Here is a 12,355-nt window from a genome sequence, read left to right as displayed (position 1 = left end):
GGTCCTCGGATTTCCCTCGATTGTTCGCGGTTTCGATGCTAATGAGGGCGGCGATATCACCGAGGCCGGATACCCACTCGTGAGATCACCAGGTCGGCGACACCGTCGCTCCGGCGGGTGTAGGAATGACTATCTCGAACAGCCACGACAAAGCCTTGCTCGTGCGGCGCGACGAAGCCGAGACGCTCGAAACCATGGGTGTGCGGCTCTATGCCGATCACGATATGACCGGCGGCAAGCTGAGCGCGAAAACTGAGCGGTCCGCGGTGATCACAGTAGCGGCCGGGAACCCCTACCGGCTGAACCCCGCATTGGCCGCACCGGCAGTGAGCGCATCCAAGCCGAACGCGTCGACCGGACCGAGCGCACCGGTGCCGAGCAGGCCGCCGTCGAGGGCGGTCTGCGCACCCCAGCCGAGGATCGCGGCAGTGAAGTCGTAGGGGTCGACACCGCCCAGTGTGACCGACGTCAGCACGCGGCCGGTGTCGTCGAATGTCTCGGCAACCGCCCAGGAGCAGTGCGGGCCCGTGCGTCCTGCCCCGGGCCGCCGGTCGATCCGTTCACGACACGTTCCAGCACACCCTCGGCCAGTTGTTTCACCGGCTCCACTCGTGCGACGGCGCCGGTGAGTAACGAGCCGGCCTGCAGGCCGCGAGCGACCGCAGTCGGCAGTCCGAGATATACGTCGACCTCCCCCAGCCGCGGGTAGGCGCGGCTCAGTGCGAGGTGTTCGGATCCGGGAATCGATACCCCCGTGCGCGAGCGACCGGCGACGTCGAAGGTGCGAATCCGTGAGCCGGTCCGCTCGGGCACGACCAGGCCGCCCGCGGAGGGCGAAGCCGCGCTCGAACAGCATCCCTGCCATGGACGCGCGGGTGCCGCCGCTGGTGCCGGGGCCGGCGATGAAGTAGCCGATGTCCACGCGGACCGCCTCCGGCGCTTCGCGCAAGGCGAGACCGGCAGCCAGGTTGCCGGGCACGAAATCGAAACCGAACGCGGTCAGCAGGGCCACTCCTGCCTTGCGCGCCTCGTTGTCGCGGTCGAACACTTCGCGGATGAACGGGCCTTCCCCGGTGGAGTCGAAGTAGTGTGCGCCCGCCGCCACTGCCGCCGCCAGCGCGGGTCCGCCGTATCGCAGGAACGGCCCTACCGTCGTCACCAGCACGTCGCCTCGGCCCAGAAGCAACCGTACCGAGGCGGGGTCGGTCACGTCGGAGACCGCGGTCTCCGCGCCGCCGAGGTCGGCGGCCAGTTTCCCGAGGACAGTGGCATTGCGGGCAGCCAGCACGGGGGCGGCGCCACGGGCGATCAAGGCTTCGGCGGTCAGGCGACCGGTGTACCCGGTGGCGCCGAACAACACGATCTTCGGCATTGGCAGTCACCTACCGTTCTGTTCATCGATACGCGAATAAGCTCACCCCGCCTGCCATGGGCATACCAGCACTGTAGCGGTGCAGGATAAACGTTTTCACACTGTCGCCGCTCGCCCCTGCTGTGCCTGATCGAGCATGGTGATGTAGGTATCGAGCTGCGCCGCGCCGGTGAGAAGGTCGCGGCTACGCGTGGTCAGCCGGTCCTGCCAGGAGTCGAGGAATGCGCTCAACGCGTTCGCCCCGCCCGCCTCGCGCAGCGAATCGATGAATTGCGCGACCTGGGACAGCAGGTAACCGCCTCGGCGCAGCTGTCGTGCGATCTCGGCGTCGCGCACACAGTCGGGTCCGTATTCTCGGTAACCCGTTGCCCGGTCGCGTTCGGGGCGCAGGATGCCGTGGGTCTCCCAGGCGCGCAGCGTCGCAGGGTGCACGCCGAGCCGCCGGGCGAGTTCCCCCACGCTCAGCGGCCGACCCTGGACAGGGGTCGGCATCGCGGTGGACAGGCTGCCCAGTGCCGTTGCGACCTCGGTGCGGGTGTCACGTTCGGTGAGCAGCGCGACGTGGGCGGCGTCGATGAGCCGGTAGGCGGACTCGGTGTCGCCGCGGTTGGTGGCGCGCATGATCTCCATTGCCTGCTGGTGCCCGTGGCCACGGCGTAACGCGAGGAAGGCGCGTAGGGACTGCGCGTGCAAGGGCGTATAGCGCCGGTAGCCGGTCTGGCTGCGCTCGGTCGGCGGGAGTATGCCCGCATCGTCGTAGTTGCGGATCGCCTGTGCGGACAACCCGTGTTCCCGGGCGAGGTCGATGGGTCTCAGCTTGCATCTCCGATTGAGGCTTTGATCTCTAGATGGCAGGTAAACGTGTCAGAAGTTTCACTCGCATCTTCAACGATACCGTCAAAGGCAGTGCCTAGTCGAAAGAAGTGCTCATGTCCACTGCCGCATTACCGCGCACCCTCGGCCGCCAACTCGACGACCCGGCCGACCTGGGCCGTGCCATCGATGAATTTCTCGCCGCGCGAACCGAGCCGCCGATTCTGCTCGCCCTCGGGGAACCGACGCACGGGATCGAGGCGTTCCCGTTGTTGCGCAACGAAATCCTCGGCCATCTCGTCGCACGGGGGTACCGGTCGATCGCGCTGGAGACCGACGTCTTCGCCGCGTCGGTTGTCGATGACTACGTGGCCGGGGGTCCGGCGGAGATCGACACGGTGCTCGCGACCGGGTTCAGCCACGGCTTCGGCGCCGTGCCGGGCAACCGCGAACTCGTCGAATGGCTCCGCGCGCACAACGCCGGTCGCGCGCCGCAGGATCGAGTTCGCTTCTATGGCTTCGACGCGCCGGTGGAGTACTCCGGTGCGCCGAGCCCGCGACGCACACTGACCTCGGCCGTCGACTACCTTCCCGTGCCGCTGCGGCCAGATTCAGTCCACGACCTCGACGCACTGCTCGGCGAGGATGCCGACTGGTCGAACCGGGCGGCCATGTTCGACCCGGCGGCGTCCATCGGCGGATCCGATCGCGCTCGCGCCCTGCGTATCGTCGCCGACGATGTCGCCTGCGCGCTGCGTCGCGCGGCACCCGGCCTTCGTCCCGCCGACCCGACCGGCTACGACCACGCCGTCGCGCACGCGCGCACCGCCCAAGGCCTGCTGCGCTATCACGCGGCCATGGCCGGCCCCGCCCCCGATCGCATCGCGACCATGCTCAGCCTGCGCGCGGAGATGATGGCCGATAACCTGCTCGCGATCGCGGCCCGAGAGCAGTGCCGCGGCCCGAGCCTGGTCTTCGCGCACAACGCGCACCTGCGGCGCGCGCACTCCCACACGCTGATCAGCGAAGACGAGGCGAACTGGTGCGGCGCCGGCGCGCTCGTCGGGCTCGCCCTCGGCGAGCGCTACATGTTCCTGGCAACCGACGCCGGCCTCCACAGCGCTCCGGGCACCCTCCAGGGTGTGTTGGCCGAGGCGACCACCCGCCGCGCACTGTTCCCGGCACCGGCCCTGCGCGCCGCGCTTGCCCCGTCGATCGGCACAAGCGAACCGATCGTGCCCGGCCATATCCCACTCGACCCCGAAGACTTGGACGGCGCCGACGCGGTCATCTTCGTCACCGATACCGACGGAAAGCGGCATCAGTACTGGTAGCAGCACTCGATGCGGCAGAGCGGCCGGTTGGCGGGGACCACCGCATGGGCGTCTGCGCCCCACGGAGATACGGTGCTCACGTCAGACCACGGCCTCCCAGGCGAACCCGTCCGGGTCGGCGAAGGCACCGATGTCGCTGCCGATGACGATCCGATGCGACCCGGTGCCCTCTGGGGAGACGCCGGCGTCCTTGGCGGCGGCGCGACGCCCGTAGAGCGCCAGCTTGACCGACGACGAGGCGGCGAACTCGACGTATTTACTCCCGAAGCTCTTCGCCACGGTCAGGCCGCGATCGATGTAGAACTGTTTGGTCGTTTTGACGTTGTCGACCCCGAGCAGAATCACGAAATCATCGATTTCCCTGGTCGCCGGGCCGGTGTCCTTCTTCGACGACGTCGCGACCTTCCAGATCGCCCCGTCCGGCGCCTGGACGACGCCGCCGTAGCCCCAGAAACTCTTCTTGGCCTGCTTCAGCGTCGTCGCTCCGGCGTCCACAGCGGTGCCGATGAGGCCGTCGACGGTGCTCGGCTGAGACACCACGAGCGAGAGGATGAAGCCACGGAACCCGTTCGTCGGCGTCTCCGAGGCGCGCACCCGCACCTTGTCGCCGAGACCGAACGCGGCGGCGTAGAAGTCCGCGGCGGCGGCGGGATCGGGCATCTCGAGGATGACGGACTCGATGGTGGGCTGCTTGACGGTGGTATCCATGGCGATGACGCTAATTGCTGCTCGGTGACCCGCGCTTCTCGATTCCTGACCGGTCTGGCCTGCCGCCGACCGCACGCGGTACCGAACCGCCGCAGGCCGCTGACGATATGGCGTCGCGAGGTTGCCGGAGTCGGAGTCGTGCGTCAGAGCCTGGCCGGGCGGGCACCGCGGCGCTGTGGACGCAGCTGGTACAGGCGATACCAAGCCAGCGCGAGGAAGAGGACCCCTAAACCGGCCACCACTCCCATGTCGACCAGCCACGTGCCGAGGGTGTGTTTCCACAGCGGGTCGGGCGCTCCCGAGTGCGGTGAGAGAGTGTCGAGGTCGAGAGTGGCGGCTCCCGCGCCGTAGCCCCAACGAGACGGCGATAGATAGGACAGTTGCCCTAGGACGGGTGTGCCGGGAAGCCGCACCATCCCGCCCGTGAGCACCAGCTGCGCCATCGAGAGCACGATCAGCAGCGGCAGTGTCTTCTCCGAGGTGTTCACCGACACCGACACCAGCAAGCCCAGTGCCAGTGACGCGATGCCGAGTAACGCCATCACCAAGATCAGCTCCAGCTCCACCGACGTGAACACCCCTTTGGGCGGCATGCTCACACCAATAGTGCCGATCATGACCAACACCGCCGCTTGGAGGGTGGTGATCACGCTCAGGACCAGGAGTTTCGACATCAGATAGACCCCAGCCGACAGTCCGGCCGCACGTTCTCTGCGGTAGATCGTCTGCTCTTTGACGATTTCGCGAATCGAGTTGCCGGTGCCGACGAAGCATGCGGCGAATGCCAGGATCATAAGCTTCGTCGGGGCATCGACGTTGGATCCCGGCGCCCCGATGAACCCTTCCCCGGACGGCACCAGGGCGATCAAGCCGCCCAAGAGCAGTGGCATCGCGCCGAGAAGCGCCAGATAGCTTCGGTCCGAGGCGATCACAGCCAGATATCGCCGGCACAACGTACTGAGCTGGCTGAGCTTCGACTGCGGCGCGGGCGGCGGGGCTGGCGGACGCACTTCCACCGGCCCGACCTCGTCGGTCAGCCCGACCGCCACGTAGTTCTCGAAGCGTGGCGAAGCCCGGAATTCAGCGGCCCAGTCGCGGTCGTCCTCGCGGTCGAACGCCTGGAACACCTCAGCCCAGGTGCGCTTTCCGAACTGCTGCAACCCCTCCGCCGGAGGCCCGTAATAGGCCAGCCGACCGCCGGGCACAAGGACCAGCAGGCGGTCGCAGAAATCGAGATTCGCAACGCTGTGCGTGACGACGATGACGGTCCGCCCGTCGTGGGCCAGCTCGGACAGCATTTCCATGACCGTCTTGTCCAGGCCCGGGTCGAGCCCGGAGGTCGGTTCATCGAGGAACAGCAGGGACGGTTTGGTCAGCAGTTCCAGTGCGACGCTCACACGTTTGCGCTGCCCGCCCGAGAGCTTGTCGATACGGGTATCGGCATGCTTCGACAAACCCAATTCGTCCAGCACCTCGTCGACCCGCTGCTCGCGCTCCTCGCTGCGTGTATCACCCGGGAAGCGCAATTCAGCCGCGTAGAGCAGCGCCCGCCGCGTCGGAAGCTGATTATGCAGGATGTCTTCCTGCGGGACCAACCCGATCCGGTGCCGCAGCTCGTCGTAATCGGTGTACAGGTCGCGTCCGTCGTAGCGGACCGTCCCCTCCGTCGCGGGCCGCAACCCGGTGACCGCGCCGAGCAGTGTCGACTTGCCCGCCCCACTGGGCCCGATGACGCCCACGAGCGAGCGCTCCGGGATCGGGAAGCTCACGTCGTCGAGGAGCACCTTGCCTTCCGGTGTCCGCACGATGAGGTTCTGCACCGAGACCGACACGTCGCCGGTATCGACAAACTTGCGCAGTTCGTCGCCGACCAGACGGAAAGCGGTGTGGCCCATGCCGATCAAGTCGGATTCGGACAAGTCTGCGGCGTCGACCCTGGAGCCGTTGACATAGGTGCCGTTGTGGCTGTCGAGATCGACGATCCGGTATCTGCCCGGGCCGACCGTGCGCAGCTCGGCATGATGACGGGAAACCATGAGGTCGTGCACGGCGATGTCGTTGTCGGCCGCGCGTCCGATCCGGAGGGTGGGCGAAGTGATACGGACTACCGCGTCCGCAGGGGCCACCGGTGGCGCCGATCGCGAAACTCGCCGCGGCAGGCCCGGCTGGAACTTCGTGGCCGTCGCATCCTCATCGAGGTTGTATCCGGGATCGGGGACGACCATCGTGTCGCCCTCACCATCGCCACCCGAGTCGTGGGTGGGTAGCCCCTCCACGGAACAGGCCAACTGCTCACCGTCCACGGCGTGACCGAGCTGGAACGTCTCGTCGTGGTCGATCACCATCCGGTCGACCCGGTGACCGTCGAAGAATGTTCCGTTGAGGCTACCCGCGTCCTCGATTTTCCAACCCTCCACACCCCGCTCCAGAACGGCGTGCAAGGAAGATACACGCGGATCGCTCACCACGATATCGGCTTCTGGATCGCGGCCGATATTATATGCGCCCCCGGCGCGGAGCCGATAGACGCGTTCTCTCGTCTGCACCACAAGAACCGGTGCCTCGGGTAATTCCGTGGAGGACGGTTCATACGCCATAACGGGAGTATACGACCGTTCGGCGGTGCCGCCGCAATAGTCCGTAACCCGACATCCCGTCGGCGGTGCCCGACCGTCTCCGGCACGGCTCACCGTCGCACCCTGCTGACCAGCGGAATCCCGTCAGTCCAGTGAATAGTAAATTACATCGTTCCGAGAAATGCGACAGCGAATCCAACTGCATTCAGCAGCTCGACCAAGGGAACCGCAGTGAAATCGACAATCCCCGCGGATCGGGCCGATGCGGTTGTCCGATGCGGTATCGAGGCCGAATGCTGCCTTGTTGTTTTCCATGGGGACTGAACTGTTACATTTCAGGTCGGTGATGGCGGTAGCCACGCGACGATGTGGATCCTGCCGGCACCCATAACAATTCCGTAGAAATTCTGCGGTATTCCGTACACCGCGCCCCCGTCGGCACCGGCGCTTTCGCGGCCCGACGCGCCCATGACGCGCCTTCTACGCGGACGATGCCGGGCGACCAGCGCATCCGGCCCGACGGGCGCCGAGCCGCCGATCAAGACAAGTAACGGATCGTTAGCGGAAAGCCTCGATAGGTCCTCGGTAGAGCGCCGCGCGGCCCGTCCCCCGCCTGTGCACCGGAGTAATCTACCGGAGTGTCGTCCTCACAGGTCGCCATTGTCTTCGCCCTCTGCGCGGCCCTGTGTATAGCGCTCGGGGCGGTGATCCGCCAGCGTGCCGCCGCGCGAACGGCCGGTGCGCCCGACTCGGTCGCGGCCATGGGCGATCTGCTCCGCACCTCCGAATGGTGGCTGGGGACCCTGGTCGGCGCCGGTGGATTCGCCTTCCAGGCCGCCGCTCTGGGTAGGGGTGCGCTGATGCTGGTGCAACCGCTGTTGGTGCTGTCGCTGCTGTTCGCTCTGCCGATGGGTGCGTGGCTCAACGGGCGCACGGTGTCGGCCCGCGAGTGGGCATGGGCGCTGGCGCTGACCGCCGCGGTCGCGATTCTGGTGGTGGTCGGCGACCCCAAGCCCGGCCAGTCGCACGCGGAGGCGTGGCACTGGGTGCTCGTGGGGCTCATCGGCGTTCCGTTGTTCACCGCCGCGTTGCTCGGTGCCCGCGCTTGGCCGGGGCCGCGTCGGGCGGTACTGCTCGGCCTGTGCTCCGGTGCACTCTTCGGGCTCGCCGCCGTGCTCATCAAGGGCGTGACCGCAACCGCAGGCCGCGGCACGAACGCGGTGCTCCTCTCGGCCGAGACATACGCATTGATCGTCGTCGGCCTCACCGCCACGGTGATGCAGCAATACTCGTATCGGGCCGGAAGCCTGCACGCATCGTTTCCGGCGGCGACGGTCGTCGAACCGATAGTGGTCGGCGCCCTCGGATTCCTGGCGCTCGGCGAGTACCTGGATGTGAATGTCGAACTGGTCGCGGTGCTGGTAGTCGCGTTCGTGACCGTGGTCGTCGCGACGGTGGCGCTCGCGCGCCACAAAGGCGTCGACCCCGTTCCAGACCATCACGACACCGCGCCACAGTGGGACGTACCGGCTGAGTTCCGCAGCGACAGCTCATAACCGCCGGAAGGGCGACCGCCACGGCTCTGCCGATGACCGAGCACGCCACCGACCCCCACAGGGTCACCCTGGTCGACTTCGGCTGTTCGATCTAAGACTGCGGATCGCTGGGTTCGGAATGGAGGTCGTTCGCTGAGCGAGGGTCGGAGGTGACCCACGTCACCGGTCGATGCTGTCAGGAATTCGGGGGCTGTCTCGTTCAGGGAGCACGCGAACCAGACAGGAGCGAACCATGAAGCACCGCATCGTCGTCCTCGGGGCGGGATACGCCGGAACCTTCTCCGCGGGATATCTGGCCCGCCAACTCCACCCCGACGACTTCGAGATCACCGTCCTCAACGCCGAACCCGATTTCGTCGAGCGGCTGCGCCTGCATCAGCTCGCCGCCGGGCAGGAACTTCGCCACCGGCCGCTGACGGAGGTGTTCGCGGGCACCGACATCCGGCTACGAGTGGCGCGGGTAACCGACCTCGACGTCGAGCACCGGACAGTCACTGTCGCCGACGACCAAGGCGTCGACCGGCTCGGATACGACACTCTCCTCTACACGCTGGGCAGCACCGCCGCCGACCACGACATTCCGGGCGTCCACGAGCACGCCTTCCACGTGGCCGCGCGGCCGGCCGCTCTACGCCTGCGCGCACGCTTGGACGAGCTGGGCGGGGACGGGAAGGTGCTGGTGGTCGGCGGCAACCTGACCGCGATCGAGGCCGCCACCGAGTTCGCCGAATCCCGTCCAGGACTTCGGATCGACCTCGTCACCAGCGGTGAACTGGGCGGCTGGCTGAGCGCGAAGGCCCGTGGTCACCTGCTGCGTGCCTTCGACCGGTTCGGCATCACAGTTCACGAGCACAGCACGATCGTGCGCGTCGAGCAGGGGGCGGCGGTCGCCGCGGACGGCACCACTTTCGCCTCCGACGCGATCGTGTGGGCCGCCGGGTTCGCAGTCCACCCGATCGCCGCCGCAAGCGGTCTCGCGGTGGAACCCAACGGTCAGATCACGGTCGACCGTCAGATGCGGTCGGTCTCGCACCCGAATCTCTACGCTGCCGGTGACAGCGTCTGCGCCATCGCAGAGAACGGTCGGCCGTTGCCGATGTCCTGCGCTTCCGCGGGGCCCACCAGCAAGGGGGCGATCTCCGGGATCATCGAAGACCTGACCGGGCGCAAGATCAAGCCGGCCTCGCTGACTTACGTCGGCAACCACATCAGTCTCGGCCGCAGGGACGCGATCTTCCAGCTCGTCGACGGGGATGCGCAATCCAAGCCGGGTGCCCTGCTCGGCAGGAAGGCCGCGCGTGTCAAGTCGGCGATTCTCGGGACCGCCGCCTGGAGCCTGAGCCACCCGACCGTCGGAAAGCTGAGTCACAAGTACCGCTCGGCCACCACTGGAGAGCATTCGCCCGACGTGGTCGCCGCATAGAGTCGTGCTCATGGACACTGCCACCGTGGCGCGTTTCGAGGCCAGCCGGAACCGGCTGGCCTCGCTCGCCTACCGCCTGCTCGGCTCGGCCGCCGACGCCGAGGACACGGTGCAGGACGCGTTCCTGCGGTGGCAGGCCGTCGACCGCGAGTGCGTCGAGGTGCCCGAGGCATGGCTGACCAAGATCGTCACCAACCTGGCGCTCGACCGTCTCCGTTCGGCGAAGGTGCGGCGCGAACGCGCGGTCGGCGCCTGGCTGCCCGAACCGCTGCTCGACGGCGACCCGATGCTGGGCCCGGCCGATACCGTCGAGCAGCGCGAATCGGTGACCTTGGCCGTGCTGACGCTCATGGAGCGCCTCTCGCCGGTAGAGCGGGCCGTGTACGTTCTGCGTGAGGCGTTCTCCTACAGCCATGCCGAGATAGCCGAGATCCTCGACATCACCGAATCGGCGAGCCAACAGCACGCCCACCGGGCCCGGCGCCGCATCACCGCCGAGCGCAACTCCCGCGAGATCGACCGTGCCTCCGCGCGTCGAATCGCCGAGACTTTCGTCGCTGCCGCCTCCTCGGGCCGGACCGAACGGCTGGTCGCGCTGCTGACCGACGACGCGACCGGCATCTCCGACGGCGCCGCGGGACTGGCCGAAACGCTGATCCGGTACTCGACTCCGCAGCGGCTCGCCGACGCGGTGCGGGCCGGCTTCAGACCGTCCGCGGCCAAGCGGAGACTCGCCGGTGGCTCCCCGTCGATCCATGCCGCTATGGTCAACGGCTGCCCGGCCATGTTGTTCGCGCTGGACGACCGGGTCCTCGGTGTCGCGATCCTGGAGATCCGTGACGACAAGATCGCAGGCGTGTGCGGCATCGCCGCCCCGCGCCGACTCGGCCGCCTCACCGAGGAATGGCAGCGGCAGGAGCATGACGTCCCGCTGATCGAATCGTGGTAACCGGCTGTCCGACACCCGATCTCACGTTCGTCCGTCGGTTCCCGTCGAGCCATTCGACGAGCACCGCGGCCTGCCCGTGCTCGGCGTTCCCGATGCCGATGCGCACGCCAAGGGCCTCCTCCAAACGGACGCACGGAGTTCGACATCGCTCGGCCGGTGGGCGGTAGGTGTCGGTGGGCGGCGCTACGGTGACGGTGTGAACCGGACGGATCGGCTGTACGCGATAGTCGAAGAGCTGCGGGCGATCTCGCCGCGACTGCGCAGCGCGCGCGAGTTGGCCGCGCGGTACGAGGTGAGCATCCGGACGATCGAGCGGGATATCTGCGCGCTGCAGCAGGCCGGTATCCCGATCTATGCCGATGTCGGCAGGCGCGGCGGGTACGCGCTGGACAAAAGCATGTCCTTGCCGCCGCTGAATCTCACGCCCGCGGAGACCGTCGCGCTGGCGGTCGCGCTGGCCCGCCATCGCGGGGGCCCGTTCGAGCGGGCGGGCCGCAGTGCGCTGCGCAAGATCGTGGCGGTGCTGCCGGAACGCGACGCGGTGGCAGCCCGAGATCTCGCCGCGCGGATCCGATTGCTGTCGGTCGACGCACAGCAGGATCGCGAGATCCCGGCGGTGATCGAACGGGCCATCGAGGTCGGCAGGGTGCTGCGGATCGGCTATCTCGACCGGTTCGGCGCACGCACCGAACGCGAGGTCGAGCCGTTCGCGCTGGTGAACGGGACCAACGGCTGGTACCTGGCGGCTTGGTGCCGGCTACGCGGCAGTGCGCGCTGTTTCCGGTTGGACCGGATCGGTTCGGCGGTGACGACCGAACTGCCCGCGCCGCACCGCCCGTTCGACGGTTCGGCCTGGGACATTCCGGATTCCGGACTCCGGGTCGTCGCCTGGTAGAACCGATTCGAAAACACCGACAGGGGGATGTCGCCTCGGCGGGAGATCGTGTTCCGGCAAGACCACACGACCCCGAGAATCCGGAGACGATCGATGAGCACTCCCCCGTACAACACGGTGACCTGGTTCCAGGTAGGCAGCGACGAGCCCGAGCAGATCAAGGAGTTCTACGGCAAGCTGTTCGGCTGGTCCTACAGCCCGTACCCGAACAGCGACGACGGCTATGAACTGATTCACTACCCTGGCAGCGAGGCACCGAGCGGCGGTATCGCGCACACCCCGGACAGCGCGGCCAATCACGCCACCTTCCTGGTGGTCGTCGAGGATGTCGCGGCCACCGTGGCGGCGGCTGAGGCCCTGGGCGCCAAGGTGCTGACTGCGCCCGTCATGAGCGCGGACGGTCTGGTATCGGCCGATCTGCTGGACACCTCCGGCAATCATTTCGGCGTGTTCAGCCCCGCCCCCGCGGCGTGAGCGAACGGTGAACTCGTCTCCCGGCGCATCGCCGACGATGCGCCGGGAGGCCGACCGACGATTGGGCCGACGGCCGGATGCGAGCCCCGAATCCGCATGGCCGCGACGAAGGCGGAGGGAGGCCTAGCTGTACTGCCCAGGGAGGTTGGTCAACCGGCTGATGGGTGTCTGGCGGCCGATGGCGGTGTGTTGCCGGTGGTGATTATAGGTGTGCAACCAGGCTGGTAGGGCGGCTCGTCGGGCTTGTTCTGACCG

11 protein-coding genes are annotated in these 12,355 nt (G+C 67.6%); 6 read left to right on the top strand and 5 right to left on the bottom strand.

The window, feature by feature from the left end; translation table 11 throughout:
* Positions 1-292: 292 nt before the first annotated feature.
* On the bottom strand, positions 293-1,372 hold the full coding sequence (locus GVY39_RS20390; protein WP_236565574.1) for a saccharopine dehydrogenase NADP-binding domain-containing protein: 1,080 nt from the start codon (positions 1,370-1,372) through the stop codon (positions 293-295).
* A gap of 96 nt (positions 1,373-1,468) precedes the next feature.
* The gene (locus tag GVY39_RS20385; RefSeq protein ID WP_159927109.1) at positions 1,469-2,188 is read right to left on the bottom strand and encodes a MerR family transcriptional regulator; all 720 of its coding nucleotides are present in this window, start codon (positions 2,186-2,188) and stop codon (positions 1,469-1,471) included.
* A 113-nt stretch (positions 2,189-2,301) separates the two neighbouring features.
* On the opposite strand from GVY39_RS20385, the gene GVY39_RS20380 reads away from it, so the two are divergent.
* Positions 2,302-3,519 (top strand): erythromycin esterase family protein, encoded by a 1,218-nt coding sequence (locus GVY39_RS20380; RefSeq protein WP_159927077.1) that lies wholly within the window; start codon positions 2,302-2,304, stop codon positions 3,517-3,519.
* An 81-nt stretch (positions 3,520-3,600) separates the two neighbouring features.
* Here GVY39_RS20380 and GVY39_RS20375 read toward each other — a convergent pair whose 3' ends face one another.
* Entirely contained in the window at positions 3,601-4,227 is a 627-nt protein-coding gene (locus tag GVY39_RS20375; protein ID WP_159927079.1) for a glyoxalase, read from the bottom strand.
* Between the two features lie 143 nt (positions 4,228-4,370).
* Positions 4,371-6,824, bottom strand: coding sequence for an FHA domain-containing protein (locus tag GVY39_RS20370; protein WP_159927081.1), 2,454 nt, complete (start codon positions 6,822-6,824; stop codon positions 4,371-4,373).
* Positions 6,825-7,441: 617 nt separating this feature from the next.
* Here GVY39_RS20370 and GVY39_RS20365 point away from each other — a divergent pair.
* From GVY39_RS20365 to GVY39_RS20345, 5 genes are all read left to right on the top strand, one after another.
* Positions 7,442-8,359, top strand: coding sequence for a DMT family transporter (locus GVY39_RS20365; RefSeq protein ID WP_201295294.1), 918 nt, complete (start codon positions 7,442-7,444; stop codon positions 8,357-8,359).
* Between the two features lie 232 nt (positions 8,360-8,591).
* Positions 8,592-9,782: an NAD(P)/FAD-dependent oxidoreductase gene (locus GVY39_RS20360; RefSeq protein ID WP_159927083.1), complete on the top strand. Its 1,191-nt coding sequence runs from the start codon at positions 8,592-8,594 to the stop codon at positions 9,780-9,782.
* Between the two features lie 10 nt (positions 9,783-9,792).
* A complete protein-coding gene (locus GVY39_RS20355; RefSeq protein ID WP_159927085.1) occupies positions 9,793-10,731 on the top strand; it encodes a sigma-70 family RNA polymerase sigma factor in 939 nt (312 codons plus the stop codon).
* A gap of 196 nt (positions 10,732-10,927) precedes the next feature.
* Positions 10,928-11,626 carry a YafY family protein gene (locus GVY39_RS20350; RefSeq protein ID WP_159927087.1) on the top strand — a complete coding sequence of 233 codons (699 nt, stop codon included), beginning with the start codon at positions 10,928-10,930 and terminating at the stop codon, positions 11,624-11,626.
* A gap of 93 nt (positions 11,627-11,719) precedes the next feature.
* A complete protein-coding gene (locus GVY39_RS20345) occupies positions 11,720-12,100 on the top strand; it encodes a VOC family protein (protein WP_159927089.1) in 381 nt (126 codons plus the stop codon).
* Between the two features lie 123 nt (positions 12,101-12,223).
* On the opposite strand, the gene GVY39_RS20340 is transcribed toward GVY39_RS20345, so the two are convergent.
* On the bottom strand, positions 12,224-12,355 hold a 132-nt coding region (locus tag GVY39_RS20340), incomplete at its 5' end, for an integrase core domain-containing protein (RefSeq protein WP_159927091.1).

The organism is Nocardia sp. CY15, assembly GCF_009829295.1.
Classification (GTDB): Bacteria; Actinomycetota; Actinomycetes; order Mycobacteriales; family Mycobacteriaceae; genus Nocardia; species Nocardia sputi.
This window is presented reverse-complemented; position numbering and strand designations above follow the sequence as displayed.

What these genes read in the sequence shown, in the direction of transcription:
- GVY39_RS20390 (WP_236565574.1), bottom strand. Translation starts at nt 1,372, where the DNA reads ATGCCGAAGATCGTGTTGTTCGGCGCCACCGGGTACACCGGTCGCCTG.
- GVY39_RS20380 (WP_159927077.1), top strand. Translation starts at nt 2,302, where the DNA reads ATGTCCACTGCCGCATTACCGCGCACCCTCGGCCGCCAACTCGACGAC.
- GVY39_RS20375 (WP_159927079.1), bottom strand. Translation starts at nt 4,227, where the DNA reads ATGGATACCACCGTCAAGCAGCCCACCATCGAGTCCGTCATCCTCGAG.
- GVY39_RS20370 (WP_159927081.1), bottom strand. Translation starts at nt 6,824, where the DNA reads ATGGCGTATGAACCGTCCTCCACGGAATTACCCGAGGCACCGGTTCTT.
- GVY39_RS20360 (WP_159927083.1), top strand. Translation starts at nt 8,592, where the DNA reads ATGAAGCACCGCATCGTCGTCCTCGGGGCGGGATACGCCGGAACCTTC.
- GVY39_RS20355 (WP_159927085.1), top strand. Translation starts at nt 9,793, where the DNA reads ATGGACACTGCCACCGTGGCGCGTTTCGAGGCCAGCCGGAACCGGCTG.
- GVY39_RS20345 (WP_159927089.1), top strand. Translation starts at nt 11,720, where the DNA reads ATGAGCACTCCCCCGTACAACACGGTGACCTGGTTCCAGGTAGGCAGC.